Annotated in this window: 21 protein-coding genes; 20 read left to right on the top strand and 1 reads right to left on the bottom strand. The window is 63.6% G+C overall.

Annotated elements, in window-relative coordinates; all coding sequences use genetic code 11:
• Positions 1-121 precede the first annotated feature (121 nt).
• The 4 genes from QA640_RS15280 to neuB are packed head-to-tail and all read left to right on the top strand — an operon-like array spanning position 122 to position 4577.
• A complete protein-coding gene (locus QA640_RS15280) occupies positions 122-1141 on the top strand; it encodes an NAD-dependent 4,6-dehydratase LegB (RefSeq protein ID WP_283041432.1) in 1020 nt (339 codons plus the stop codon).
• Positions 1142-1160: 19 nt separating this feature from the next.
• Positions 1161-2345, top strand: coding sequence for a LegC family aminotransferase (locus QA640_RS15275; protein WP_283041431.1), 1185 nt, complete (start codon positions 1161-1163; stop codon positions 2343-2345).
• On the top strand, positions 2338-3507 hold the full coding sequence (gene neuC / locus QA640_RS15270; protein WP_283041430.1) for a UDP-N-acetylglucosamine 2-epimerase: 1170 nt from the start codon (positions 2338-2340) through the stop codon (positions 3505-3507). The genes QA640_RS15275 and neuC overlap by 8 nt, the downstream gene beginning before the upstream one ends.
• Complete coding sequence (gene neuB, locus QA640_RS15265) at positions 3504-4577, top strand: N-acetylneuraminate synthase (RefSeq protein ID WP_283041429.1); 1074 nt, start codon at positions 3504-3506, stop codon at positions 4575-4577. The genes neuC and neuB overlap by 4 nt, the downstream gene beginning before the upstream one ends.
• On the opposite strand, the gene QA640_RS15260 is transcribed toward neuB, so the two are convergent.
• Complete coding sequence (locus QA640_RS15260) at positions 4574-5185, bottom strand: acetyltransferase (protein ID WP_283041428.1); 612 nt, start codon at positions 5183-5185, stop codon at positions 4574-4576. The two genes, neuB and QA640_RS15260, sit on opposite strands and share 4 nt — an antisense overlap.
• A gap of 198 nt (positions 5186-5383) precedes the next feature.
• On the opposite strand from QA640_RS15260, the gene QA640_RS15255 reads away from it, so the two are divergent.
• The 16 genes from QA640_RS15255 (at position 5384) to QA640_RS15180 (ending at position 22304) form a co-directional block, all read left to right on the top strand.
• Complete coding sequence (locus tag QA640_RS15255; RefSeq protein ID WP_283041427.1) at positions 5384-6433, top strand: nucleotidyltransferase family protein; 1050 nt, start codon at positions 5384-5386, stop codon at positions 6431-6433.
• Positions 6430-7338, top strand: coding sequence for a Gfo/Idh/MocA family oxidoreductase (locus tag QA640_RS15250; protein WP_283041426.1), 909 nt, complete (start codon positions 6430-6432; stop codon positions 7336-7338). Before QA640_RS15255 ends, QA640_RS15250 begins: the two co-directional genes overlap by 4 nt.
• Positions 7335-8036, top strand: coding sequence for an acylneuraminate cytidylyltransferase family protein (locus QA640_RS15245; protein ID WP_283041425.1), 702 nt, complete (start codon positions 7335-7337; stop codon positions 8034-8036). Before QA640_RS15250 ends, QA640_RS15245 begins: the two co-directional genes overlap by 4 nt.
• A 10-nt stretch (positions 8037-8046) precedes the next feature.
• A complete protein-coding gene (locus QA640_RS15240) occupies positions 8047-8868 on the top strand; it encodes an SDR family oxidoreductase (RefSeq protein WP_283041424.1) in 822 nt (273 codons plus the stop codon).
• Positions 8869-8881: 13 nt separating this feature from the next.
• Positions 8882-10417 (top strand): oligosaccharide flippase family protein, encoded by a 1536-nt coding sequence (locus QA640_RS15235; protein WP_283041423.1) that lies wholly within the window; start codon positions 8882-8884, stop codon positions 10415-10417.
• Positions 10418-10480: 63 nt separating this feature from the next.
• Entirely contained in the window at positions 10481-11407 is a 927-nt protein-coding gene (locus QA640_RS15230) for a hypothetical protein (protein ID WP_283041422.1), read from the top strand.
• 25 nt (positions 11408-11432) lie between these two features.
• A complete protein-coding gene (locus QA640_RS15225) occupies positions 11433-12830 on the top strand; it encodes a surface carbohydrate biosynthesis protein (RefSeq protein ID WP_283041421.1) in 1398 nt (465 codons plus the stop codon).
• A complete protein-coding gene (locus tag QA640_RS15220; protein ID WP_283041420.1) occupies positions 12827-14230 on the top strand; it encodes a capsule biosynthesis protein in 1404 nt (467 codons plus the stop codon). The genes QA640_RS15225 and QA640_RS15220 overlap by 4 nt, the downstream gene beginning before the upstream one ends.
• Positions 14231-14245: 15 nt before the next feature.
• Complete coding sequence (locus QA640_RS15215) at positions 14246-14995, top strand: glycosyltransferase family 2 protein (protein ID WP_283041419.1); 750 nt, start codon at positions 14246-14248, stop codon at positions 14993-14995.
• Positions 14996-15160: 165 nt separating this feature from the next.
• Positions 15161-16120 (top strand): UDP-glucuronic acid decarboxylase family protein, encoded by a 960-nt coding sequence (locus QA640_RS15210; RefSeq protein WP_283041418.1) that lies wholly within the window; start codon positions 15161-15163, stop codon positions 16118-16120.
• A gap of 109 nt (positions 16121-16229) precedes the next feature.
• Positions 16230-17471, top strand: coding sequence for a hypothetical protein (locus QA640_RS15205; protein WP_283041417.1), 1242 nt, complete (start codon positions 16230-16232; stop codon positions 17469-17471).
• Positions 17472-17476: 5 nt separating this feature from the next.
• On the top strand, positions 17477-18652 hold the full coding sequence (locus QA640_RS15200; protein WP_283041416.1) for a glycosyltransferase: 1176 nt from the start codon (positions 17477-17479) through the stop codon (positions 18650-18652).
• Between the two features lie 115 nt (positions 18653-18767).
• The gene (locus QA640_RS15195; RefSeq protein ID WP_283041415.1) at positions 18768-19214 is read left to right on the top strand and encodes a hypothetical protein; all 447 of its coding nucleotides are present in this window, start codon (positions 18768-18770) and stop codon (positions 19212-19214) included.
• Positions 19211-20332 (top strand): DegT/DnrJ/EryC1/StrS family aminotransferase, encoded by a 1122-nt coding sequence (locus QA640_RS15190; RefSeq protein WP_283041414.1) that lies wholly within the window; start codon positions 19211-19213, stop codon positions 20330-20332. The genes QA640_RS15195 and QA640_RS15190 overlap by 4 nt, the downstream gene beginning before the upstream one ends.
• A complete protein-coding gene (locus tag QA640_RS15185) occupies positions 20329-21099 on the top strand; it encodes a class I SAM-dependent methyltransferase (RefSeq protein WP_283041413.1) in 771 nt (256 codons plus the stop codon). The genes QA640_RS15190 and QA640_RS15185 overlap by 4 nt, the downstream gene beginning before the upstream one ends.
• Positions 21096-22304 (top strand): glycosyltransferase family 1 protein, encoded by a 1209-nt coding sequence (locus tag QA640_RS15180; protein ID WP_283041412.1) that lies wholly within the window; start codon positions 21096-21098, stop codon positions 22302-22304. The genes QA640_RS15185 and QA640_RS15180 overlap by 4 nt, the downstream gene beginning before the upstream one ends.
• Positions 22305-22412: the final 108 nt, after the last annotated feature.

Here is a 22412-nt window from a genome sequence, read left to right as displayed (position 1 = left end):
AAAGTGCAGCATAAGCGGGCACTTGGCGCTGACGAAAAGGCTGCTCTGTTGCACGCAACCGCCAGTGTGCTATAGCGCCATCCTATTGGGAAGACTGGATTAATCGCGTTTGGGGTCCGGCATGAAAGAACTTAAGGACGCCCGCGTCCTCGTCACCGGCAGCGACGGCTTCATCGGCTCGCATGTCGTCGAGGAGCTGGTGAAGGCCGGGGCCCGCGTCAAGGCTGTCGTCTACTACAACTCCTTCAACTCGTGGGGCTGGCTCGACACCGTTGCATCCGACGTGATGGCATCGGTCGAAGTCGTCGCCGGCGATATCCGCGATCCCCATTTCATGATTGGCGCGGCGAGCGGCTGCACCGACGTGCTGCATCTGGCGGCGCTGATCGCGATCCCGTTCTCCTACGTCGCGCCCGACTCGTACGTCGAGACCAATGTCCGCGGCACCGTGAACGTGCTGCAGGCTGCGCGCATGGCCGGCGTGCGGCGCTTCGTGCAAACCTCGACCAGCGAAGTCTACGGCACGGCACAGAGCGTTCCGATCAAGGAGAGCCATCCGCTGGTGGGCCAATCGCCCTACTCCGCCTCCAAGATCGCATCTGACCAGATGGCGCTGTCCTTCCACGCCTCGTTCGACATGCCCGTCGTCGTCATCCGGCCATTCAACACTTTTGGCCCCCGGCAATCGGCGCGCGCGGTCATCCCCACCATCATCAGTCAGATCGCAACCGGCAAGCGTAAGATCCGCCTCGGTGCCGTCAGCCCGACGCGCGACTTCTCGTTCGTCACCGACACCGCGCGCGGCCTGATTGCGGGTCTTACCGCGCCCTCCGACCAGGTGCTCGGCCAAACCATCAATCTTGGCAGCGGCTTCGAAATCTCGGTTGGTGCGACCGCGCAGATGATCGCTGACACGATGGGAACGACCATCGAGATCGAGACCGACGAAGCGCGCTTGCGGCCGGCTGGCAGCGAGGTCGAGCGCCTGTGGGCCGACAATTCCAGGGCGCGCCAGCAGCTCGGCTGGGTTCCAGCATTCGGCGGCGTGGACGGCATGCGCCGTGGCATCGAGAAGACGGTGAGCTGGTTCACCAATCCATCCAATCTCAGCCGCTACAAGGCTGACGTCTACAATGTCTGAGGAGGCAGTGGGCATCGTCGTGACCAGGTCCATTTTCGAACCAAGAGCCGTCGTCGACGCGGTGCGGCGCGCCGTAGGAACGCCGAACGGCGTGCTCGGCCTGCACGAGCCGGTCTTTGCCGGCAACGAGATTGCCTATCTCGAGGAATGCATCAAGAGCACCTTCGTCTCCTCGGTCGGAAAGTTCGTCGACCGCTTCGAGCGCATGCTCGAGGAGGTGACCGGCGCCCGTCGCGCCGTCGCGGTGGTCAACGGAACGGCGGCACTTCACGCCTGCTTCCGGCTCGCGCGCGTCGAGCCCGGCGATGAAGTGATCTCGCCGGCGCTGACCTTCATCGCGACGACGAACGCCATCGCCTATTGCGGTGCGACTCCGCATTTCGTCGACAGTTCCCTCGAAACGCTCGGCATGGACCCGCGCGCGCTCGCCGCGCGCCTCGATGCGGTTGCGGAGCGGACCGCGAACGGCACGATCAACCGCGAGACCGGCCGCCGGATCGCCGCCATCGCGCCGATGCACACCTTCGGTCACCCCGTGGACATGGACGGGATCGCCGCGCTGGCAAGAGACTGGAACATCGCGCTGGTCGAGGACGCCGCCGAATCGCTCGGCTCGACCTACAAGGGCCACGCCGTCGGGTCCCAGGCCCGCCTGGCGGCGCTCAGCTTCAACGGCAACAAGATCGTCACGACCGGCGGCGGCGGCGCCATCCTCACCGATGACGAAGAGCTCGGGCGACGCGCGAAACATCTGACGACGACGGCGAAGCTACCGCACAAATGGGCCTTCATGCATGACGAGGTCGGCTTCAACTACCGCCTGCCCAACCTGAATGCGGCGCTGGGCTGCGCTCAGCTCGAGCAGCTCGACGGATTCCTCAAGAGCAAGCGCAAGCTCGCTGCAGCCTATGAGCACGCCTTCGCGCATGTTCCCGGCGTGCGCTTCTCGCGCGAGCCTGCGGGCACCACGAGCAACTATTGGCTGAATGCGATCCTGCTCGACGAGGCTCATGCCGACCAGCGCGACGACGTGCTCGCCGCGCTGAACGACGCGGGTTTCGGCGCGCGTCCGGTATGGACACTGATGCACAAGCTGCCGATGTATGCGACAAGCCCGCGCGGCGACTTGCCGACGGCGGAATCGATCGAGCGGCGGCTGATCAATTTGCCGAGCAGCGCCAGTATCAGGGCCCGCGATGAGTGACGCCGCGCGCAAGATCTGCTTCGTCACCGGCAGTCGGGCTGATTTCGGGCTGCTGGCCTGGCCGATGCGCGCGATCCGGGAAACCCCCGGCCTGACACTTCAGCTCGTTGCGACCGGCATGCATCTCGCGCCGGAGTTCGGCTACACCTTCAACAACATCCGCGACGAAGGATTTACCGTCGACGAAACCATCGAAACGCTGCTCAGCAGCGACACCGGCGCCGGTGTTGCAAAATCGGTCGGACTGGGGGTGATCGGATTTGCCGACGCGTTTGCGCGACTGAGGCCCGATCTCGTGGTCGTGCTCGGCGACCGTTTCGAGACATTCGCAGCCGCGCAGGCCGCGATGTTCATGCGTCTGCCGATGGCACATCTGTTCGGCGGCGACGTCACCGAAGGTGCAGTCGATGAATCGACGCGTCACGCCATCAGCAAGATGTCGCATCTGCATTTCACCAGCAACGAGGGTTCGACCCGGCGGCTGATCCAGCTCGGCGAGCATCCGTCGCGGATTCACACCATCGGCTCGGTCGGCATCGACGCGATCAAGCGCCTGGCATTGCTGGATCGCGACGGCACCGGTCGCGCGGTAGGGATGGCGCTCGCGAGCCGCAATGCGCTGGTGACGTTCCATCCTGTCACGGTCGAAGCGGGACGGTCGGTCGCTGAACTGGAGGAGCTGTTCGCTGCGCTCTCGACGCTCGATCCTGCCTTCGGTCTGGTCTTCACGCTCGCCAACGCCGATGCCGAGGGGCGCGCACTGAACGACCGGATCGAGGCATTCGTAGCCGGACGGCCCAAGAGCGTCGCCGTCGCATCGCTCGGCCAGCTTCGCTATCTCAGCCTCATGAACCAGGTGGATGTCGTGATCGGCAACTCGTCGAGCGGCATCCTCGAAGCGCCCTCGCTCGGCATTCCAACGGTCGACATCGGCGAGCGTCAGCAGGGCCGCGAGCGCGCTGCGTCGGTGTTTCATACACCGCCCGGGCACGCCGCGATCGCCGCCGCCATTGCGCAGGCTCTGGCGCGCGGGCGCCAGGCGACGGTCAATCCCTACGGTGACGGCGAATCCAGCCGGCGATTTGCGGAGATCGTCGCCGGCATCCCCGATTTCAGGCCGCTCCTGAGGAAGGGATTTTACGAGCCTGGAGCGCGCCCATGACGGCAAGCCGTACGCTGATCATCGCGGAAGCGGGCGTCAATCACGACGGCAGCCTGGAGAAGGCGCTGGCGCTGGTCGATGCTGCAGCAGAGGCCGGTGCCGACGTCGTCAAGTTCCAGACGTTCAACGCGAAGTCGCTCGCGGCCAGCGCTGCGAAAAAGGCGGACTATCAACAACGTACGACGGATGCTGCCGAGAGCCAGCTGGCCATGCTGACGCGACTCGAACTGCCGCACGCCGCACATCAGGCCCTGATCGCGCGCGCTGCCGCCCGCAACATCGAGTTCCTGTCGACCCCGTTCGACCATGCCTCGCTCGCCTTTCTTTTGTCGTTGAAGCTGCCGCGCATCAAGCTCGGCTCCGGCGATCTCACCAATGCACCGCTGCTGCACGCAGTGGCGAGGGCCGGCGCGACGCTGATCCTTTCGACCGGCATGGCGACGTTGGGAGAGATCGAGGAGGCGCTGGGCGTGCTGGCACATGGTTATGCCCGCCACAGCGATCCGCCGGGCATTGCCGCCTTCCGCGCGGCATGGCGCGATCCGGCCGCGCGCGCCACGCTCGGGCGGCACGTCAGCCTGCTTCATTGTACCACCGAATATCCCTGCCCGACCGCCGATGTGAATCTCGCTGCAATGACGACGATGCGGGCTGCATTCCAGCTGCCGGTCGGCTATTCCGATCATACCGACGGATTCGAGATTTCGCTCGCCGCGGTCGCGCTCGGCGCGAGCATCATCGAAAAGCACCTGACGCTCGATCGAAAGGCCGAAGGCCCCGATCATGCTGCATCGATCGAGCCGGAAGAATTCAAGCGGATGGTGGTGGCGATCCGCAATGTCGAGAGCTCACTTGGCGATGGCGTAAAGGCGCCAAAATCCTCGGAGATCGGCAATGTGCCCGTGGCGCGCAAGAGCCTGGTTGCGGCGCGGTCGCTGAAGCCTGGCGAAATCATTGGCCCGGAGGACATCATTGCCAAACGTCCAGGATCCGGCCGTCCTCCAATCGACTATTGGTCGCTGATCGGGACGGCAGCGTCGCGCGCGCTCGAGCCGGACGATCCTGTCTAGCCGCGAGGCTTTGCCGGAACACCGCTGAGCGCCGATCCGTCGGGACAGGAGGCCGTGACCACCGAGCCCATCGCAATAAACGTGTCCTTGCCGATGGTGATGTGATCCCGCACCCGGCTTCCGAGACCAACGAAGCAGTTCTCGCCGATCTCCGCGCCACCACCGGCAACGGTTCCAGGCGACAGATGGGTGCAGTCCCCGATACGCACGTCGTGCTCGATGATGACGCCGGAATTGATGATGCAATGATCGCCGATCACGGCCCTCGCATTCACGATGGCACCCGGCATGACGACGGTGCCCACTCCGATCCTGGCCGATGGCGAGACGAATGCGCGTGGATGAATGACGCAAGCCCAGCGCTTGACCCGCACACGGCCGATCATCTGCGCGCGCGCCGGCCCGGCCTGCAGCGTCCCAATTCCGACCACGAAGGCGGCATCCGGGTAGTTCGGCACGTCCGCATCGGTTCCGAGGTAGGGAAGCTCGCCGAGCCTGACGAACTGGCGATCGACGAACCCGACGATATTGAACTGACCGGACAGCAGCGCCGCCTCGTAAACCATGACGGCGTGCTCGCCGCCGCCGATGATGATGAGATCGTCCATTACCACTCCCCTGCGCCCTCATCCTACTGCCCGGGTTTCGGGCCTTCAAACCACCGATCCGGACCGGAAATCGCGTACGTCAACAACGACAATCCGACGTAGCGCCCCTTGGGGTTGACGCCGCCCCGCCCAGCCGCGATATAGCTCAATCACCCGCGGGGCGCCCCCAAAAAACCGGCGTATACGAGGCAGATTGCCATGAAATCCTGGCGCAGAGCCATCGTTGGAACGCAGGCGACTGTGGGCGAGGCCATTGCGGCGATCGAAAGCGGCAGCATTCAGATTGCGCTCGTGCTCGACGACCAGAATCGCCTGCTTGGCGTGGTCACGGACGGCGATGTCCGGCGGGGCCTGCTCCGCGGCATTTCGCTCACGGGACTTGCGACCGACGTGATGAACCGCGCGCCGGTATCGGCGCCGGCGACGCTGTCGCGCGACGACCGTCTGCATCTGATGCGGCAAAAATCGATCAAGCAGCTCCCGCTCGTGGACGAGGGCGGCCACCTGATCTTGGTCGAGACGCTCGATGAGCTGCTCGAGGCGCGCCACTATCCGAACCCGGTTTTGATCATGGCCGGCGGGCTCGGCGAGCGTCTCGGTGCGCTGACGCGGGACGTACCGAAGCCGATGCTCAATGTGGGCGGCCGGCCGCTGCTGGAGACCATCGTGCGCAACATCGTGCAGCAGGGCTTCGGCAACATCCTCATCTCGGTCAATTACAAGGCCGACCTGATCAAGGACCATTTTGCCGACGGCGCCGCTTTCGGCGCGAATATCCAGTATGTCCATGAAACGGAGCGCTTGGGGACCGCCGGCGCTCTCGGGCTGTTGCCGACGCCGCCGGACCTGCCGATGGTCGTCACAAATGGCGACATCCTCACCACGATCAATTACGGCGCGCTTCTCGACTTCCACAACGGAACGCCGGCCGAAGCGACGATGGCGGTACGCGAGCACAAGGTGCACGTGCCCTATGGCGTGATCTCGACGTCCGAAGGCTTTCTCCAAACCATCCGCGAGAAGCCGACGGAGAGCTGGTTCGTCAGCGCCGGCATCTATGTGATTGGGCGCTCGGTGTTTCGCCATGTCGAACCCGGCGTCCGGGTGGACATGCCGGCCGTGTTGGAGCGTGTCATGGCCAGCAAGGGACGTGTCGCGGTCTATCCGATCCGCGAATACTGGCTCGACATTGGCCGCATGGAGGATTTCGAGCAGGCGCATGCGGAGTTTCACGAGGTCTTCCTGTGACCTCCAGAACCGCCGTCGTGATTGGCCTGGGCTCGATCGGACTCCGCCACGCGCGGGTCCTGCGTGAACTCGGTCTGCAAGTGACAACCGTGAGCCGCCGCGACGGCGGCGACCACGGGTCCATCGAGACCGCAGTCACACAGATGCGCCCCGACTACGCGGTCGTCGCCACCGAGACCGCGCGACACGCGGGCGATTTGCTGGCGCTTGCACAGGCCGGCTTTCGCGGATCGGTGCTGGTCGAGAAGCCGTTGTTCGCAAAACCCGCGCCCGCGCCCGACTACCCATTTGCCCATGTAAGCGTCGGCTACAATCTACGCTTCCACCCGGTGATGACCGCACTCGCCGAAAGGCTCCGAGGGCGCGAGGCGATCACCGTCGCGGCCTATGTCGGGCAGGACATCAGGGATTGGCGGCCCGGCCGCGATCATCGCACAACAGCCTCCGCAACTGCTGATGCCGGCGGCGGCGTGCTCAGGGATTTAAGTCACGAGCTCGATTATCTGTTGTGGCTGTTCGGCCCATGGCACCGCGTCGCGGCGCTTGGCGGCGCGTCGGGGGCTCGCGACATCGACGTCGACGATCACCTCGACCTCCTGCTCGACATGCAGCGGGCACAATCGGTTCACGTCCACATGGATTACCTGGACCGCCAGGGCATCCGCCGCATCCGCGTCAATCTCGACAACGACACCATCGAAGCCGACCTCGTGAGCAGCCGCCTCACGGTCAATGGCAAGGCAACGGACATCGCCAGCGAGCGGGACCAGAGCTATCGCGACATGCACGTCGCGGCCATGCGCGGCGCGAGCCCGGTCTGCTCTCTGCCGGAAGCTCTCGGCGTCATGCACCTGATCGATGCCAGCGAGCGCGCGCTGCACTCGGAGAGCTGGATCTCGCCATGAGTCTGATCTGCACGATCTGCGCGCGCGGCGGCTCGAAGGGGGTCGTGGGCAAGAATTCCCGCGATCTGATGGGCAGGCCAGTGCTCGCCTGGAGCATCGCACAGGCACGCGAGACTGCGCTGTTCGATGCGATCGCCTTCAGCAGCGATTCCGACGCGCTGCTCGAGGCCGCGCTGACGGCCGGCGCCGACATCGCCGTCAGGCGTCCCGACGAGATGGCGACCGACACCGCGCCGAAGCTACCGGCGATCCGCCACTGCCTCGAACAGGCGATCGCCCGCACCGGCAAGACGCCGGAGATCTTCGTCGACCTCGACGTTACCTCACCGCTGCGCCTTGCCTCCGACATCACCGGCGCCGTGAATCTGCTGCGACAGTCCGGGGCGCGCAACGTCATCACCGGTGCGCCGGCGCGCCGTTCGCCCTATTTCAATTTGGTCGAGCAGCGCGCCGACGGCAGCGTCGGCCTGTCGAAATTGGCCGATCCTCCGATCGTGCGACGCCAGGACGCGCCGCGCTGCTTCGACATGAATGCGTCAATCTACGTCTGGCGTGTCGGGCCGTTCCTGCAACATCCGGCGGTGTTCTATCCGGACACCCACCTATTCGAAATGCCGGAAGAGCGTTCGGTCGACATCGATTCCGATCTCGATTTCGCCTTGGTGGAGCTCTTGCTCCGTCAACGGCTCAAGGCTTGAGGACTGAGCGATGAGCACGAGCTTCAAGGCCCTGTTCGACCTCACCGGCCGCACGGCCGTCATCACCGGCGGCTGCGGCATTCTCGGACGCCGATTCGCCGATGGCCTCGCGGAATTCGGCGCCAATGTCGCGCTCGTCGATCTCGACCAGACGGCGACTGAAAGTGCGGCAGCCGAGATCGCATCACGCCACTCCATCCGCGCCAGGGGCTATGCCTGCGACATCACCCGACCGGACGCGGTACGCAACGCTGCGAGCGCCATTGAAACCGATCTTGGACCGGTTTCGATCCTGCTCAACAATGCCGCCAGCAAGACCCGCGATGTCGACGCCTTCTTCGCGCCCGTCGAGAGATTCTCGCAGGAAACCTGGCGAGAAATCATGTCCGTCAATCTCGACGGCATGTTCAACGTCGCGCAGGTATTCGGCGGGCTGATGGCCGAACGCGGATATGGCGCGATTGTGCAGACCGCGTCGATCTACGGCCTGATGGCGCCCGACCAGCGCATCTATGAAGGCTCCGAATATCTCGGACGCGCCATCAATACGCCCGCGGTGTACACGGCCTCGAAGGCTGGCGTGATCGGCCTGACCAAGCACCTGGCGACCTACTGGGCGGCCAAGGGCGTTCGTGTCAACACCCTCACGCCTGGCGGGGTCGAGAGCGGACAGAACGAAACCTTCAAGCAGCGCTATGGCGCCCGCATCCCGCTCGGCCGCATGGCGCGCGCCGACGAGATGGTGGGCGCAATGCTATTCCTGGTGTCCGATGCGGCGTCTTACGTGACCGGCCAGAATATCGCCGTCGATGGCGGCCTGAGCGCGTGGTGACCTGGCCAATGCCATGCTGAAGCGCCTGGTTCAGAATACCGTGGTGTCCGCGATCGTCTTCGGACTTGTCGCGGTCCTCGGCGTCGTCGTCATTCCCATCATCATCCGCACCTGGGGCGTTGCCGAGTTTGGACTGATCGTCCTCACCCGCCTTTTCCTGCCCTCGGGCCTGATCGGCATCATCGATTTCGGCCTGCCTGAAGTGACCACGCAGGTCGTGGCGCGTGCCAGGGAACACCGCGACTGGCGGCTGGGCGGCAGCCAGATCCTGTTGTTGACGCTGGTCTCCTTGCTCCTGGGGATTGTGCTGAGCCTTGCGATTTGGCTGGCCGTTCCGCTGATCGTCGCCCAATTCAAGGTCGAAACGGCTCACGCCGCGAGCTTCACCAATATGCTGTTGGCGACGGCTGCGAGCAATCTCCTGCTTTTCCCGGCATTGGTGTGGGAAGGCATCGTCAAGGGTTTCGAACGCTATGGGCTGCTGCGGATCTGCGAGTTCCTGACCACCCTTCTCTACGTCGGTGCCACCATCTATGCCGCACGATCGGGACAACCCTACGAGGCGGTGACCTACTATTTCGTCGTCGCCGCGCTGTTGCGCGCGGTGATCCTGCTTGGCGCCTCGATTGCCGCGCTCAGCCGCACGCGGATCAGGCTCTCCATGCCCGCATCCACGGTCAGCCGAGAGGTGATGACGCGCTGCATTCTCGTCATGCAGGGCAAGTTGATCGGCGGCATTATCGCGCCGATTCAGCCTTTTCTGATCGGTATCTACATTGGTCCGCAAAGCGTGGGCATTTACGATACGCTCGTGAGAATCCCGCGCCTCGCCAAGGTGGTCGCGAGTCTGCTCACGTCCGCGCTGCTTCCCGTCGTGAGCCGGCTCGATCAGCGCAACAACCACCGGCAGTTCAATCGATTTGGCGAAGCCGGCATCATGATGCTGCCGATCGTGACCGTGCCGCCCTTTGTCGCGGCCGCGGTCATGTCACCCGCCATCATGCAGATCTGGATCGGGCCGCAGATCGTTCCTTTCGCCCACTGGATGGGCCTGATGTTCGTGGTCACGATGTGTTTTCAATACGTCATCTTTGGCAACACGCTGTTCATGACCCGTACCAAAGTTCAGGCACGGCTGAACATGCTGATGATGATCCATCTGATGATCTGGGCGGCGGTCACCCTTGCGGCCGTGCATCTTTTGGCCGAGCGTGCCTTCATTCTCGGACAGACCATCGGAACCGCCGCGATCGTCCCTTGGCAGCTGATGATTTTCGTCAGGGAACTCGAAATCGACTCGAGGCGGTTCTGGTTCGCCATCCTGGCCCATTGGGCGATCCTCCTGATCGGTGCGCTTTTTCTCGCCGCCATGCTGTATTTCGCGCCCAGCCCGGGAATCGGCACCCTGGCGACGCTGATGGTCGCGTTTTGCGCCGCCACATGGGGAGCACAATATTTCCTGGTCTTGAACCAGGAGCAACGCAGCCTGGTTGCCGGTCTCGGGCGGTCCTATTTCGGCCGAAAGGGTGTCTCGCCGGCAACACTTTAGGGTAGCAAAAGGGTGCGCCATGAGGTTAAAGAGGCCTGCTTTCCTGCGATCGGGCGACCCCATATGACGACCATCGATGCCGGCGTGAAAACACCGAAGAAGCAGAAGATCAACCAGTTTCGCCGTTTGTTGTGGCACATCAACCGGACCGATCTCGGCTGGGTCACCAAGGCGGCCCTGACCACTCTGCAACCGGGCGCGCGGGCCAAGCGCGTCGCGCTGCTGAACAAGCTTCCCTCGAAACCGGAATGGAGCGAGGCGAGCCGCAGGCTCGACCGGGACGGCTATGTCGATGTGTCCTCGCTGGTGGACCGCAGCCTCGCAGAAGCCGTGGCCGGGGTCGCCGACAACAAGGTGAGCCGCCTCAACGAACTCTCCGGCAAGCAGAAGCTCGGACACAAATCGTTCTGGGTGAGCCTCCTGGACGAGGACCTCGTCAAGGGTGCATTCGCGACCGACCATCCCTTCGTGCGTTACGCACTCCAGCCGGCGGCGCTGCGCATCATCGGCGATTTCATGCATGATCTGCCGCAGCTCTCCGACGTGCTGCTGACCCTGTCGCAGCCGACGCCGAACCAGGCGCTGAGCTATTCCCAGCTCTGGCATCTCGATCACGACGACAAGCGCGTTTGCAAGCTCTTCATCTACCTGACCGACGTCCGCGACACCGCCGACGGGCCCTTTACGTTCATTCCGGCAGGTCCCTCGAAACCGTTCCGCAACACGCTGAAGAGCCATATGAGCGACGCGCAGGTGTTCGCCAAGACCGGACAAGGCGCGGTGAAGGAGATGGTCGCGCCGCGCCTGTCATCGTTCATCGTCAACACGGCCCGCTGCCTGCATATGGGAAGCCGCATCCAGTCCGATCACAACCGACTGCTCTATACCGCGACCTACATTCAACAGCCGCGCATGTACCCCGAACCGCCTCCGCGCTTCCGCGCGACGGGGTCCCTGACGGATATCGAGCGCGCCGCGATGCGCCTTTGAGCCGGATCTGCCGGGAGCAACGATCTTGCGCATAGGCCTGGTGGTCGATCACCCCAAGCGTGACTTGGCGGGAGCTGTCCTGCTCGGGTATCAGCTCGCGCGCCGCGGCGTCTCGGTCGCGCTGGTGCCGATGTACGAGCAGGCCGTCGACGTGCCGCGGCTGGGGCTCGACGCGCTGGTCGCCAACTATGCGCGCGCCGCTAATCTCGATCTGATGCGCGGCTTCGCCAAAGCCGGCCTTGCTCTCTACGTGTTGGACACGGAAGGCGGCGTGCTGGCGGAAAAGGGCGGCAACTCACCTCCGGCGATGGCCGCGCATATTCGCGACAGCGGCTATGCCGACATCCTCTCCGGCTATTTCTTCTGGGGCAGCCGGCTCCACGAGGCGTTCAACGCCGCCGGAACGATGAAGCCCGAACAGCTTCACCTGACCGGATGCCCCCGGTTCGATTTCGCGGCGCCGCGCTGGCGCTCGATGCTCGACGGCGAGCCGCGCGGCTATCTGCTCATCAACGCCAATTTTCCGCTGGTCAATTCCCGTTTCGCCGGCAAGCCGGGCGGCGAACGCGAGGCGATGATCCGCGCCGGATGGGACGCCGCCTATGTCGACCATTTCATTGCGGACTTGAAGCGCGTGTTCGCCAACTACCTCGCCGAGATCGATCGCCTCGCCGCAGCCCGGCCCGACCGCAGCATACTCGTTCGACCGCATCCGTTCGAGAACGAGGAAGTCTATCGCAACGCGCTCTCCGATCGTGCCAACGTCGTGGTCGACGGCACCGGCAACGTCCTCGACCGCATCCGCAACGCCGCGGCCATCGTCCATCTCAATTGCGGCACGGCAGTCGAGTCCGTTCTGCTCGGCAAGCTGCCTCTGCAGCTCGAATATCTCAACACGCCGGCGACCGCCGGCCATGCGGCTCTGCCGGCGCGCGTCAGCCGGACGGTCACCTCGTTCGACGAGCTCCTGAGTGCGATCGATCGCATCGACAGCGAGACGGAAACGTTCGGTTTCGACCGGGTTCATGCAGCCGATATCGCGGCATTCTTCCACCACAATGACGGACTAGCGGCCGAACGCGTCGCGGATGTACTGACCAACACGCCGAATTCGCGCCGGACCTATGTCTCGCTGCTCGCAACCGTGAAAGGCATGCGCGCGAACCCGAGTGTCGGCCAGATCGCCAAGGGCGCTGCCAGCGCGCTGCTGGGCTCGGCCGTGACGGAACGGCTACGGAGCCAGTTCAATCCGGTTCGGCGCGACAAGCGGATCGAGCCTGCCGTCGTTTCCGGCCTGCTCGATCGGATCGCCGCCCACGACCACGCAGACCCGTCGCAGTTTGCTGCCCGCCGCGCCCATTGCGCGACGACCGGCGTCCCGCTTGCCAGCATTGCGATCGAGAAAACGCCAATACGCGCATGACGGCATCTTCCAGGACCATCCTCATCACGACGCTCGCTGAATACCAGACCCGGTTCTGGATTCCGGTGGCGCAGCGGCTGCGCGCCGCAGGACATGACGTCGCTCTGCTCGCCTTTGATGATCGCAGCGCCGAGATGTCGGAAACGGAAGGCGTGCCGGTTACCAACATGTATCGCGAGGGCCTCAAGGTCGGGCCAGCGCCCGAGGACCGGGCGGCCTTTGACGCACGCGTTGCAGCTTATGGGCTCGACGGCACCAATTTCCTTTTCAGCCACGAGCGCTTCACCTTCGGCATTCGCGACACTGCAGCGCTGCGCCGTCGGTTCATGATCTATGGCAATGCCATGGAAGTGCTGCTCGACAGGCTGGAGGCGCAGGGCAAGCGCGCCGAGCTGGTGCAGGAGCTCGGCGGCTTTCTTTCCGTCATCGCGAGCTTCTACGCCGCGAAGCGCCGCAGCATCCGCAACTGGTTCATCGAGCCGTCATTCTTTCGCGGCCGGATGTACTTTACGCCCGACAGCCTCGCCGCGCCCGACGTGATGGCGAAGCCCGCGGACACCGTGTCGCCCGAGGTCCAGGCCTATCTCGATGACACGCTGAAACAGCGCGCGATCGTCATTCCCAAGAAGGACCAGCATCATTATTCGGCAGCGTTCAAGAAGGTCGCGAACCTGCGCAATGGGCAGCGCCTCGCCGAAAAGCTCTGGGACCAGTTCGCGCTCGGCAAGCATCAGGAGTTCGGACACAATCTGCGCCACGCCCGCGTTCACGCGGCGATGGCCCTCAACGCGACGCGGCTACGCAAGCTCTACAAGCCGATACCGGAAACGCCTTTCGTCTATTATCCCTTCCACGTTCCCGCCGACATGGCGCTGACGCTGCGCTCGCCGGACTATCTGGACCAGGTCGCGACCGTCGATTTCCTTTTGCGCACCATCCCGGACTCGCATCTGCTGGTGGTGAAGGAGCATCCGGCCCAGATCGGCGCGATCTCGGCCGACCGTCTGTTCGAGCTCGCGCGCCGTTTCGACAATTTCATCCTGCTGCCGCCGCAAACCAACAACTACACCGTGCTCAACCGCTCCGACGTCGTCATCTCCGTCAACAGCAAGTCGGGCGCCGAGGCGCTGTTGCTCGGCAAGCCGGTCGTGGTGATGGGCGATGCCTTCTATCGTTCCTGCCCGCTGGTCCATGCCGTCGATCGCCTGAGCGACGTGCCTGCGCGGTTGCGCGAGGCGTTGCGCGCCGGCCCGTTCGATCCCGCCGAGGGCGCCCACTTTTTCGAAGCCGCCTGGCGCCGGTCGTATCCGGGCGAACTCTACGTCAGCGACCCAAAGTTGCTCGATACGTTCGCGGCGTCCCTACGCACCGCGATCGCCGAACCTGTCGCTGCGACCTGAACGGATATCGGATCAATGCCGCTCGTTTCGATCATCACGCCCTCATGGAATGTTGAGCGCTTCATCGAGGAGACGATCCATTCGGTCCAGGCCCAGACCTTTGCGGATTGGGAGCTCCTGATCGCCGACGACTGCTCGACCGACAAGACGCCCGAGCTGATCGAGGCGACCTCCGCACGCGATCCGCGCGTCAAGCTGATCCGCCAGGAGAAGAACGGCGGTCCGGCGCTGGCGCGCCAGGCCTCGATCGACCACGCGCAGGGTCGCTATCTCGCCTTCCTCGACAGTGACGATCTGTGGCTGCCGAACAAGCTCGAGCGGCAGCTCGCCTTCGCTCGCGAGAAGCGTGCTGCGCTCAGCTACACCGCTTTCCGCCGCATCGACGAGAGTAATACAACCACCGGCCGCCTGATCGAGGTGCCGACCTCGCTCAGCTATGAGCAACTGCTCAAGAACACCTCGATCGCGACTTTGACGGCGCTGGTGGACCGCGAGATCGCCGGCCCCGTCGCCATGAAGAACGAAGGTTACGACGATTTCTGCCTGTGGCTCTCGATCCTCAGGCCCGGCCACACCGCCTTCGGCCTCAATGAGGATCTGGCACGCTACCGCGTCAGGGGCACCTCGGTCTCCAGTCGTCCCATGCGCTCCGCCAAATGGGTCTGGCACATCTATCGCAACGTGGAGCACCTGCCGCTGATCAAATCGGCCTGGTGCTTTGGTCATTGGGGCGCGCGCGCCTGGCTGAAGCGCCGGGACTTCTAGTCGCCCGCTGTCCTTCTTGGGACCACACAAAAATAACGAAAACAACCCCATGCAAAGTCGAGGTATTCAAACACCTCCAACCGAAGGGCCACTTGGCTATTGGCGAGCCCAGCCGTTCTCGATACCACTCAACGCCGCTCCGCCCGAACAAATCTGGAACCGATCATGTCGTTTGAAAACTACAGGAATAGCCGCATCCTCGTAACCGGGGGCGCCGGCTTCATCGGATCGCATCTCTGCGAGCGACTCCTCAAAACAGGCGCAGAGGTGGTTTCGGTGGACAACTATTTCACCGGCAGCCGGCGCAACATCGCCCATCTGATTGCAAACCCGCTGTTCGAGGCGGTCAGGCACGACGTCACCTTCCCGCTTTATATCGAGGTCGACGCGATCTTCAATCTGGCCTGCCCGGCCTCCCCGATCCACTACCAGCGCGACCCCGTGCAGACCACCAAGACGTCCGTGCACGGCGCCATCAACATGCTCGGGCTGGCCAAGCGGCTCAAGGCACGGATATTCCAGGCCTCGACCAGCGAGGTCTATGGCGATCCCCTGATCCATCCGCAGACCGAGGACTACTGGGGTAACGTCAACCCGATCGGGATCCGCTCCTGCTATGACGAAGGCAAGCGCTGCGCCGAGACGCTGTTCTTCGACTATTGGCGCCAGCATAGCCTGCCGATCAAGGTCGCGCGCATCTTCAACACATATGGTCCGCGCATGCAGCCCAATGACGGACGCGTGGTGTCGTCGTTCATCGTCCAGGCGCTCAGGGGCGAGCCGATCACCGTGTTCGGCGACGGCGAGCAAACCCGCTCCTTCTGCTATGTCGACGACCTCGTCGAAGCCATCGTCCGCCTGATGGCGACTGAAGAGGCCGTGACCGGCCCGATCAACCTCGGCAACAATTCGGAGTTCACCATCCGCGAGCTCGCTGAGAAGGTCATCAAGCTCACCGGCTCGCGCTCGCAGCTGATCTTCAAGCCGTTGCCGCAGGACGACCCGCGACAGCGGCAACCCGACCTGACCAAGGCAAAGACGCTGCTGGATTGGCAGCCGAAGGTCGCGCTCGAGGACGGACTGAAGGAGACGATCGCTTATTTCAAGCACACGCTCGAAGCCTGACCGGGCACACGGCGTCCGACCGCTCGCAGGTACCCGGTCCGTCATGGCTTCAGTTTCCGGCGTCTTCTCCGATGTACGATCGCGACTTGAATCGCGGCCCGGACTGGCTGTGCTGGTTGCCCTCCACAGTGCGATCACGTGCCTGTCTCTGATCAAGGTCGCCAACTATCAATTCTACATCTTCTTCAACGAAGATCGGCTGTGGCTGGCGGTGACGATCGCACTGTGCTTTTCGACCGTCTCGCTGCTGTTCGTCGCGGCCCGTTTCAGCCTCGGATATTTCGTCGGCTTCTATCTCTACACCATGATCCTCGGTTTCCTGTGGATCGACACCTTCTCAAAATACAACTACGAGCGCGTGGCAGCCGGCGTGTCGGCAGCGCTCTCGCTCGTGCTGTTCCTGATCCCGGTGCTATTCATCAGGACGCCGATCAGGCGGGTCATCACCCTGTCGGACGCGAACTTCGAGCACCTCCTGAACCTGATCCTGGCGATCTCGGCGGCGACCATCGCGGTCGCCGCGAGCTACAATTTCAGGCTGATATCGATCAGCCACATCTACGACTATCGTAATGAACTCGAATTCCCGGGCGCGATCCGCTACCTCCTCGGTATGACGTCCAGCACGCTCTTGCCCTTCGTTTTTGCGTGCTGCTGGATGCGGAGGCATTTCTGGCGCCTGCTCGCCGTGCTGCTGCTACTGCTGCTCCTGTATCCGATCACGCTGACCAAGTTCGCCTTGTTTACGCCGGCGTGGCTGATCATCCTGGCAATCCTCGCTCTTCTGTTCGAGGCACGAACATCGGTCATCTTGTCGATATTTCTTCCCCTTCTTGCGGGGATCATCGCCATCTCGATTGCGACTACGTCGCTCGGTGAGAGTTTCGCCGGAAAATATTTCGATGTCGTCAACATTCGAATGATCGCGACGCCATCGAGCGCGCTCGACATCTATAACGACTATTTTTCCCACCATCCGCTCACCTGGTTCTGTCACGTCTCGTTCCTGAAGACGGTGACGCATTGTCCCTACCGGGATCCATTGTCGGTCGTGATGCAGAACACCTATGGGTTCGGCAACCTCAACGCGTCGCTGTTTGCGACGGAAGGAGTCGCATCGGTCGGCCCCTACCTTGCGCCGCTGACGGCGCTCGCATCGGGCCTGGTGCTGGCGTTCGGCAACCGCGTCTCCGCCGGCCTGCCATGGCGCTTCATCGTGGTGTCCGCAGGCGTCTTGCCGCATGTTCTGCTCAACGTGCCGCTCACGGTCGCCCTGCTCACCCACGGCACCGCCATCCTCTTCCTGCTCTGGTATGTGATGCCGCGGAGCTATCTCGAACGGACAAAATAACCGCCGTGCGCGTCCTCATCCTCAACGCAGACTATCCGCGCTTTCTCGCCTGGCTCTACCGGCGTCATTCGGGCCTCGACGGCGCCGCCTACGATGGGCAGATGGCAGTGCGCAACGCCAGTCTGTTCGGGGTCGCCGATTTCTATTCGCGCAATTTCGCAGCTCTCGGGCACGTCGCTGCCAACATCCACGTCAACAACGCCTGGATGCAGACGGCATGGGCGCGCGAACATGGCCTCGCCGCCGAGCCACCGCCGCCGCCCGGCACCGCCGTTCGCGATGCCGTTCCGGGCTGGCTGCAGCGCATTGTCGCGCCGTTCAAGCCGGCGCTGCGGCCGCTGGCGCGCAGGATCGGATTGAGCCCGCGCCTCGACGCGCAGTCGGAGCAGATCCTGCTGGCCCAGATCGAGGACTTCAAGCCGGACCTCGTGCTCAACCAGGATCTGTTTCACGTCGACACGCGCCTGGCGCGCCGGATCAAGCAGATCGGCCGCCCCATCCTGGTCGGCCAGGTCGGGATTCTGCCGTCACGCGGCGAAGATTGGTCGGTCTACGATCTCCTGATCTCGCAGATCTCCGCCGTGGTCGAGTCCTTCCGCGCCCATGGCGCGCGTTCGGAGATGATCCATCTGGCGTTCGAGCCGGAGATCCTCGACATTCTTCCGCCGGCGCCGCCGCGCGACGTCGACGTCTCATTCGTCGGCGCGATCTCGGCCGACCACCAGCAGCGTGTGGCCCAGCTCGAAGCGGTGGCCCGGCGCTACGATCTCAAACTGTTCGGCAGCGGATTGCACACCCTGCCCGCCTCCTCGCCGCTGCACCGCTGCTACCAGGGCGAGGTCTGGGGCGTGGAAATGTATCAGGCGCTGCGCGCCTCCCGCATCACGCTGAACTCGCATATCGACCAGGCGGGGCGTGAGGCCGGAAACATGCGTCTGTTCGAAGCCACCGGCGTCGGCACTTTCCTGCTGACGGACTTCAAGGACAATCTGCATGCGCTGTTCGACCCAGACCGCGAGGTCGCGGCCTGGCGTTCAGTCGACGAATGCAGCGCGTTGATCGAACGCTATCTGAGGGATGATCAGGCACGCACGGCCATTGCCGCGGCCGGACAGGCCCGCACGCTCGCAACCCACACGTTCCGGCAACGTGTCGGCACGATCCTACAGCTCGTCAGCTAAGTCGAGCGGCACCGGGTCATCAGCGCTCGCCCTTGACGGTGCAGGCCAAAATGGCCAAAGTGCCGCGCCGGAACGGCTATGTCACTCTAATTCCAGAGTTTTTCGAGGCCAATCGATGGAACACGTCGAACACGTTCGATTCGGCGACGAACTCTATGCGATCATCGTGCGCGCTTCGTTTCGCGAACCGGGCATCCATTTCTTTTCGTCGCCGGAGCTCTCGCAGCAGCTCGCCTTCATGAGCCATCCGCAGGGCAAGAGCATTGCGCCCCACCGTCACAACAAGGTGACACGGGAGGTGCACTACACGCAGGAAGTGCTCCTCATCCAGAAGGGGAAACTTCAAGTCGATTTTTATACGCTTGCCGAAGAGTACCTCGAAAGCCGCGTGCTGTGCGCCGGCGACATCATCCTGCTCTCCAGCGGCGCACACGGCTTCCATGTCCTCGAGCCGCTCGAGATGTTTGAGATCAAGCAAGGCCCCTATGCCGGAGAGAACGACAAGACTCGTTTTCCGGAGGCCGCGCCGTCCGAGATACGGATCAAAGGTCCCGGCCTGTGACCGAAACGTTCATTCCCGTCAACACGCCGCTGCTCGACGGAAACGAGGCTGACTATCTGGCGGAGTGCATCCGCACCGGCTGGATTTCGTCCGAAGGTCCTTTCATCAAGCGCTTCGAAGAGGCGATGGCTGGTGCGGCGGGGCGCCGCCACGGTGTCGCCGTCACCAACGGCTCCGTCGCGCTCGACATCGCTGTTCACGCCCTTGGACTCGAACCGGGCGATGAAGTCATCATTCCGACCTTCACGATCATCAGCTGCGCCGCAGCCGTCGTCAGGGCCGGCCTCGTGCCGGTCGCCGTGGATTGCGATCCGGCGACCTGGAACATGACCATCGAAGGCGTGGAAGCAGCGCTGACCCCGCGAACGCGCGCCATCATGCTGGTTCACATCTACGGCCTGCCGGTCGATCTCGATCCGATCCTCGAACTCGCGCGTGCGCGCGGGCTCAAGGTGATCGAGGATGCCGCCGAGATGCACGGCCAGACCTATCGCGGCGTGCGCTGCGGCAGTTTCGGCGATGTCTCGACCTTCAGCTTCTATCCCAACAAGCACGTCACGACCGGCGAAGGCGGTATGATTCTCACCGACGACGCCGCTCTCGCCGAGCGCCTGCAAAGCTTGCGCAACCTCTGCTTCCAGCCGCAGCAGCGTTTCATCCACGAAGAGCTCGGCTGGAACGCGCGCATGACCAACTTGCAAGCGGCGCTTGGCGTCGCACAGGTCGAGCGCCTGCCCCGGACGGTCGAGCTCAAGCGTCGGATCGGCCGCCTGTACGATGAGCAACTCGCCGACGTGCCGGGGATCCGCCGTCCCGTCGCTAGAACCAACTATGCCGAAAACATCTATTGGGTCTACGGCGTCGTGCTCAACGACGAGGTGCCGTTCGATGCCAAGGACGCGATGCGGCGTCTCGCCACGAAGGGCATCGGGACGCGGCCGTTCTTCTGGTGCATGCACGAGCAGCCGGTCCTGCGCCGGATGGGCTTCATGCTGAACGAATCCCATCCCAACGCGGAACTGATCGCGCGCCGCGGGTTCTACCTGCCAAGCGGGCTTGCCTTGACCGACGACGAGATCGCGCGGTCTGCGCAGGCGCTCAAGGAGATCTTGCCGTGACAGTGTTCGCGGACTATGCCCCCTGGTACGATCTGCTCTACCGGGACAAGGACTACGCCGCGGAAGTGGACTTCGTCGAACGACGCCTGCACGATCATGGCGCGGCGCAGGGCAAGCTGCTCGATCTCGGCTGCGGCACGGGAGTGCACGCGATCGAATTCGCCCGCCGCGGCTGGCGCGTCGCCGGCGTCGATTTGAGCCGGGACATGATCGCGCGGGCGAAGGCACGCGCCGAACAGGCCGGCCTTGCCATCTCCTTTCGCCAGGGCGACGCCTGCGAGACGGGTCCCGAGCGCGATTTCGACGTCGTGGTGTCGCTGTTTCATGTCGCAAGCTATCAGGACGACCATGAGAAGCTCGAGAGCATGTTCAGGACCGCGCATGCGGCTCTGAAACCCGGCGGCTTGTTCTTCTTCGACTACTGGTATGGCGGCGCGGTGCTGGCGCAGGGCGTCGAGACGCGCGTCAAGGTCGTCGCGCAAGCGCCGCTGCGCCTGACGCGGATTGCACAGTCCGATCATGATGAGCTCAACGCAACCGTTCTCGTGAACTACACCCTGTTCTGTGAAGACATGGATCGGGCAACCATCCGGCGCGTCGACGAGACGCACCGCATGCGTTACTGGTTTCCGTTCGAGATCGATGCCGCTCTCGAGACCAGCGGCTTTCGACCGGCAAGTCACGCAGCCTGGCTTTCCGACCACGATCCACCGAGCTCGAAGACCTGGGCTGCCTGTTCGGTCGCAAGAAAGAGCACCACGCCGTGAGACCGTTACGCCTGGCCGTGATGCTGGAGCAGGCTCTCGACGTCGGCGGGGGCTTTCAGCAGCCTCTCAACGATCTCTTGTGGCTGCGCGACTGGGCGGCGCAATCGGGCAATGAAATCGTGGTCTACTCGCCCCATGTGCAGACCCTCGGGATACTGAAGGAATTCGGGGTCGATGCCCGCCTCCTGAAGTTCGGCATCCTCGACCACATCTTCCTGTTTCTGAAATATTGCCGGCCCTTCGATCTCGTCCAGATCGCGATCGAGCTCAAATCGCCGTTCGAACGCGCGCTGATCCGCGACGGTGTCGACCTCGTGCATTTCACCTCGACGTCGAAGCGACATCTATTGCTCTACCAGCTTCCGTTCATCATCACGATCTTCGACGGCTGCCATCGTGACGCGCCGGAATTCCCGGAGGTGCGCACCTTCGGCGAGTTCGAGCGGCGGGAGATCCTGTTTGGGCTTGCGAGCACCAAGGCGGCGCTGGTGATTGTCAACGCGCAGGAGTTGATCGACGATCTTTGCCGGCGCTACGCCATGGGGCGTGAGCGCGCGGTATGCATCCCCTTCTCGCCGTCGACCTATGTCGCCCAATCACCCGGCAACGCTGCGGCGGATGCGGCTGTCCTCGACAAATACCGGCTTGAACCGGGCTATCTGTTCTATCCGGCGCAATTCTGGCCGCACAAGAATCACATCACATTGCTTGCCGCGCTTGCCCAGCTCAGGCAGCAGGGCATCAAGCAAAGGCTGGTGCTGTGCGGCTCGGATCGCGGCGGACGCGAGAAGATCGACGAGGCAATCACGAGCTACGGCCTGTCCGACCAGGTTTCGATCGTCGGATTTGTCGAGTCCTCCGAGCTTGGCGCGCTCTATCGGGGAGCATCGGCCCTGGTCATGCCGAGCTATTTCGGTCCGACCAACCTGCCACCGCTCGAAGCCTGGGCGGTCGGAACGCCCGTCATCTATCCCGAGGCGTTCAAGGCCCAGGCTGGCGACGCGGCGATCCTGTTCGACTATGACGATCCGCGTTCGCTGGCCGACGCGATCATCAGTCTCGGCGCAGATGGGACGCGCGAACGCCTGCGCGCCGCCGGCGAGCTTCGGCTCAAGCACTTCGCCGCAGAGACCGAGATCGGCCGCCGGCAATTCGCGCGGCAGCTTGAGCGATTGAAGCATCGCCTCGCACTTTCGCTGCGCTGACACGCAGCTTCCGCGCCTAAGCCGCGATGAGATTGCGATGAGTAGTCATCGCGCTTTGGGTTGTTGTTTGCTCATGATCTCCGCGCGAATGCTCCGCGTTGGTCGCGA

It is taken from the genome of Bradyrhizobium sp. CB82, assembly GCF_029714405.1.
Lineage (GTDB): Bacteria > Pseudomonadota > Alphaproteobacteria > Rhizobiales > Xanthobacteraceae > Bradyrhizobium.
The sequence above is the reverse complement of the archived record's forward strand: the minus strand, read 5'-3'. Positions and strand labels throughout refer to the sequence as shown.

Coding starts and splice junctions, on each gene's coding strand:
- QA640_RS15195 (WP_283041415.1), top strand. CDS start 18,768: ATGGAACACGTCGAACACGTTCGATTCGGCGACGAACTCTATGCGATC.
- QA640_RS15230 (WP_283041422.1), top strand. CDS start 10,481: ATGACGACCATCGATGCCGGCGTGAAAACACCGAAGAAGCAGAAGATC.
- QA640_RS15245 (WP_283041425.1), top strand. CDS start 7,335: ATGAGTCTGATCTGCACGATCTGCGCGCGCGGCGGCTCGAAGGGGGTC.
- QA640_RS15260 (WP_283041428.1), bottom strand. CDS start 5,185: ATGGACGATCTCATCATCATCGGCGGCGGCGAGCACGCCGTCATGGTT.
- QA640_RS15255 (WP_283041427.1), top strand. CDS start 5,384: ATGAAATCCTGGCGCAGAGCCATCGTTGGAACGCAGGCGACTGTGGGC.
- QA640_RS15280 (WP_283041432.1), top strand. CDS start 122: ATGAAAGAACTTAAGGACGCCCGCGTCCTCGTCACCGGCAGCGACGGC.
- QA640_RS15215 (WP_283041419.1), top strand. CDS start 14,246: ATGCCGCTCGTTTCGATCATCACGCCCTCATGGAATGTTGAGCGCTTC.
- neuB (WP_283041429.1), top strand. CDS start 3,504: ATGACGGCAAGCCGTACGCTGATCATCGCGGAAGCGGGCGTCAATCAC.
- neuC (WP_283041430.1), top strand. CDS start 2,338: ATGAGTGACGCCGCGCGCAAGATCTGCTTCGTCACCGGCAGTCGGGCT.
- QA640_RS15235 (WP_283041423.1), top strand. CDS start 8,882: ATGCTGAAGCGCCTGGTTCAGAATACCGTGGTGTCCGCGATCGTCTTC.
- QA640_RS15240 (WP_283041424.1), top strand. CDS start 8,047: ATGAGCACGAGCTTCAAGGCCCTGTTCGACCTCACCGGCCGCACGGCC.
- QA640_RS15210 (WP_283041418.1), top strand. CDS start 15,161: ATGTCGTTTGAAAACTACAGGAATAGCCGCATCCTCGTAACCGGGGGC.
- QA640_RS15220 (WP_283041420.1), top strand. CDS start 12,827: ATGACGGCATCTTCCAGGACCATCCTCATCACGACGCTCGCTGAATAC.